Annotated in this window: 3 protein-coding genes; 2 read left to right on the forward strand and 1 reads right to left on the reverse strand. The window is 38.0% G+C overall.

The window, feature by feature from the left end; genetic code table 11:
- Nucleotides 1-222: 222 nt before the first annotated feature.
- Nucleotides 223-1,254, forward strand: coding sequence for a LacI family DNA-binding transcriptional regulator (locus ACZFYI_RS15755; RefSeq protein ID WP_462525086.1), 1,032 nt, complete (start codon nucleotides 223-225; stop codon nucleotides 1,252-1,254).
- Between the two features lie 570 nt (nucleotides 1,255-1,824).
- Complete coding sequence (locus tag ACZFYI_RS15760; RefSeq protein ID WP_462525087.1) at nucleotides 1,825-3,834, forward strand: alpha amylase C-terminal domain-containing protein; 2,010 nt, start codon at nucleotides 1,825-1,827, stop codon at nucleotides 3,832-3,834.
- A gap of 224 nt (nucleotides 3,835-4,058) precedes the next feature.
- Here ACZFYI_RS15760 and ACZFYI_RS15765 read toward each other — a convergent pair.
- A partial coding sequence (locus ACZFYI_RS15765; protein WP_462525088.1) for an alpha/beta fold hydrolase occupies nucleotides 4,059-4,889 on the reverse strand: 831 nt, incomplete at its 5' end.

The raw sequence follows: 4,889 nt of genomic DNA on the forward strand, positions 1-4,889 counted from the left end.
TCAAATAAGTTTAGATTTATGGATATATATTATTGATTTTCAATAGTATATATCTTATTTTTTTATTCACTTACCTTTTTTTCTTTTTTGCAGTGGTAACCTTCCAATATTTCTTATCTATCTTTTTTAGCGGGTAATTAAACAAAAGGTACTAATTCAAGTATCAAGATGTAGGAATTATTCTCCAAAGACATTAATATTAGTATATACCCAAATTATCCAATGACTGAGAAGAAAAAGTTAACTTTAAAAGACATCGCCAAAGAACTTGGAATTTCTGTTTCTACTGCTTCTCGGGCATTAAAAGAGCATCCCGATATAGCAAAAGATACCATTAGGGCCGTAAAAGAATATGCGGAAGCCCACAATTATGTCCCCAATTTTTTGGCAGTGAATTTCAGAAAAAGCCGAACATTCAATATCGGATTGATTGTTCCGGAATTGGTTCACCATTTTTTTTCAACTGTCATTAGTGGTGTCATAGATGAAGCAAAAAAATATGGTTACAATGTATTGGTTAGCCAGTCAAATGATTTGCTTCATGATGAAAAAATTGCTTGCCGTGCGATGCTGGCTTCAAGTGTTGACGGTCTTTTAATTTCGATTTCAAATGAAACTTTAGAAGGAGACCATTTATTGGATTTCATTTCGGAGGGAAAACCGGTAGTTCAATTTGATAAAATCACAGACAAACTAGATACTCCAAAAGTCACTGTTGATGATTTGGAAGGGGCTTACAATGCGGTGGGTCATTTGATAAAACAGGGATATAAGAGAATTGCACACCTTCGTGGAAGAGAAAATGTCAAAAATGCCAACGAAAGATTTCAAGGGTATTTCAAAGCTTTGACTGACAACAACATGCAAACTTCCTCAAATTGGATTAAATCCTGCATTGCAATCAGTGAACAAGAAGGTTATGATTTTGCCAAAGAACTGATGGAAAGTCCTAACCCACCTGATGCAATTTTCTGTATTACGGACCTTGTGGCTTTGGGCGTGATCAAATATCTTAAGGAATCAGGATATACTATCCCTGAACAAGTCGGGGTGATGGGTTTCAGTAATTGGAAGCTTGCAGAAGTAGTTAGCCCTGGATTAAGTTCTGTTGACCAACATGGATATAATATGGGAATCAAGTCAGTCAAGCTTCTTATTGAACTGATTCAAAACCATGATTTGGAAAATCAAGCGACCTTGGAACTCAAAACCAATTTGGTAGTAAGAGAATCGTCTTTGAAACAACCCGATTAAGTAACATTATCTTAACATTAAGGTAAAGTTATTTTAATATTTTTTTCCTTCAATTGATTTGAATGTTATATTTGTGCATTCAAAATGCAATTTATGGACACATTGTTTTCTCTTGCCCTTTTAACCATTACTTATGGGTTATTCTTTTTGTCCATTTATCCGGAAAAATACCTCAGGAAAATCAGTCATGTATATAACCATAAAAATTTTCCGGAGTATAGTAAATTCTCATTAAGCGCTCCTATATTTTTTTCATTCCTTTTAGGCTATTCTTTAGCCGCTACCATGGTGTTTTTCTTCATTCAATAAAATCCTGTCATCTTTCCTCTTAGTCCTGTTTTCAATATTTCAATATTGAGCACCTTTCTACTTTTAAACTAGGTAAACAAGGGCAGGGGAGTATCAAATTTTGGACTGTGGATTATTGTCTGTGGACTAGTATCCTCATCCGATAAAGTGTCCTAAAGCCCAAGGTATAACATTGAGGATACTCTTATTATTTTTAATGGTCCGACAATTGGTTTGACGAACGAATATTATTTAAATTAGAAAATTACAAACCTGTTTTTCGTGAATAATCCTGAAATTTTACAGATAATCAAGGACTCTCCCTGGCTCGAGGCACATGCAGAGGATATCCAAAAGCGTTATGAAAGGTATCTTGCCACCATCCAATTCATAAATTACGATTATGGCAGCCTTTTAGAATTTGCAAGGGCACATGAATATTATGGTATTCATTTTGACACTTTTAGAAAAGGTTGGGTGTACCGTGAATGGGCCCCAAAAGCTTTCAAACTGTTCTTGATGGGAGATTTTAACCATTGGAACAGGTATAGCCACCCTATGAAAAAAGACCACAGAGGGGATTGGGAGATATTTTTACCCTATGAAGAATACAAAAATTCATTTGTTCATCAAAGCAAAGTTAAGGTGCATATTGAGGGGGAAAACGGTGCTTTGGACCGGATTCCTGCTTTTATAAGAAGGGTAATCCAAGATGAAACTACCCATGATTTTACAGGTCAGCTTTGGTTTCCTGAGAGACAATTTACCTGGACAGACCAAAGTTTTGATCCTACCGACAACCTGAAACAACCTCTGATCTATGAGTGTCATGTCGGAATGGCCCAAGAAAAACTAGGTGTTGGCACCTATCTAGAATTCGCTGAAAACATTCTTCCGAGGATAAAAGCTGCCGGTTACAATACCATACAGATGATGGCTATTATGGAGCATCCCTATTATGGCTCATTTGGGTATCACGTTTCCAATTTCTTTTGCCCCACTTCTCGCTTTGGTACACCTGAGGAATTGAAATTCCTCATCAATAAAGCGCACAAAATGGGGATATCTGTCATTATGGACCTTGTTCACTCCCATGCAGTCAAGAATGTGTTTGAAGGTCTCAATGAATTTGACGGTTCGGATCATCAATACTTCCATCCTGGTGGCAGGGGATACCATGAGGGATGGGATTCAAAACTGTTTGACTATGGTAAGTTGGAAGTGAAACATTTCCTGCTTTCCAATGTAAGGTATTGGCTTGAGGAATTCCATTTTGACGGATTCAGGTGGGATGGTGTAACATCGATCATTTATCTTCACCATGGCAATATTTCTTTTGATAATCTCAATAAATACTTTGATGATGGGGTGGATTTGGATGCTGTGATTTACCTTCAATTGGCCAATCAACTGATTCATGATTTTTCTCATAATGCCATTTCAATTGCCGAAGAAGTGACTGGAATGCCCGGTCTTTGCCGCAAAATAGAAGAGGGAGGAATAGGTTTTGACTATAGATTGGCGATGGGTATTCCGGATTTTTGGATCAAAACTTTGAAACATCAACCCGATGAGCATTGGGATCTTTTCAATATGTGGCATGAACTCACCAACCGTCCTGCCATAGAGAAGACGATAGCTTATGCTGAATCCCACGATCAGGCATTGGTAGGGGATAAGTCTATCGCTTTTTGGCTGATGGACAAAGAAATGTATTCAAGTATGTCTAAATTACAATCCAGTCTAGTGGTGGACAGGGGAGTGGCATTGCATAAAATGATCCGGATGATTACAATTGCCTTGGGCGGTGAAGGTTATCTTAATTTTATTGGAAATGAATTCGGACATCCTGAGTGGATAGATTTTCCAAGGAAAGGAAATGACTGGAGCTACCAATATGCCCGAAGGCAGTGGTCATTGGTGGATACCGACCACCTTAGGTACCATGATTTATTTGAATGGGACAAAGCCATGGTCAAATTGGTCACCGATTATCAGGTTTTGGCTTCTCCTCCTGCAAATCAACTTCACCTTGATCCTGACAAAAAAATCCTTGTATTTGAAAGGGCAGGGCTGATTTTCGCTTTTTGCTTTCATGTTTCGGAATCCTATTTTGGGTTTGAATTTAAGGTTCCAAGTAAAGGCAAATACAAAATAATATTGGACTCCGATGACAAAATTTTTGGTGGATTTGACAGGATTGAAGGTGATCCAATTTATCAAACAGGTAAAAACCAGCAACTTCAAATCTACCTTCCTAACCGTACCTGTCTGGTATTTAAAAAACAATAAAGGGGCTTTTGGCCCCCTTATTTATATACAATGACAGAAGGTATCAACTAAACTTCAAGAAAAGCCTTACTCTCCGTATGAGCAGTAGGAATTATTGGGTCATTGTTATCTGCCTTTACAACGGACTAAAGGCGCTTTGGTTAAGTTAATTGCCTAAATCGCCTGTTTTTTTATATAAGTGGAAAAGAGTTAATTGTAAAGGCCAATTTTCTTTGACTTGCAAATCAATTTAGAAATTCATCCAACTCTGAATAGAACCAATCCGGCTCGTCATAAAACACAAAATGATAGGCTTTTTCTGCTACAAGCAATTTGGAGTTTGGTATGTCCTTGATTTGATCTTGGTATCCAATCGTTACAGTTTCTTTTGTTGATCCATACATTTCATATGCCGCCCATGAACCAAAAATCAGGACAGGGACTTTTATTTTTCCCATCAACGGTCTGATATCGGTGGTGTACATTTCTCCATAAGCCTGTCCTATTACAGTTGGATTGCTGTTTATTCCCATTTCGACTACCTTAGGACGCTTTTCTTCAGTGGCAATCATGGATGCAATCATCATTTCCTGATTTGCTTTTTTGGCCTCAGGAGACATATTTGACATGGCGGAAGTCATTTGATTGGAGACTGCCTTGGCAGTCTCTGCTGTGATTCCGGGCATAACCAAAACCGGAAAATAAGGAACACCATCGACAGATACTATTTTCCCAAAAAGTTCCGGTGCTTCAGCTGCAGCCCAAAGTCCCAAAAATCCCCCCATGCTATGTCCTATTATTGTAGGCTTATTCAATTTATTATCTCTGACATAGGAGATCAATTCATTTTTGACTTCCTCGAGGTAGTGGTTAGCTTCTCCTTTTTCAGCGTTTCCAAATCCTTTGATCCTTACCAAATGGAGTTCGTTTTTATCTTGGTATTTTTCCACAAATTCATCCCACACTTCAGGTGCACAGGCCATGCCGTGGATCAGAATGATGGGTTTGCCTTTGCCAACTATTTCTGTAGAAATCAAGGCGGGTTCGGCAAGTAGATTTGAAATTTGGAAAACGGT

This window comes from Aquiflexum sp. (genome assembly GCF_977115555.1).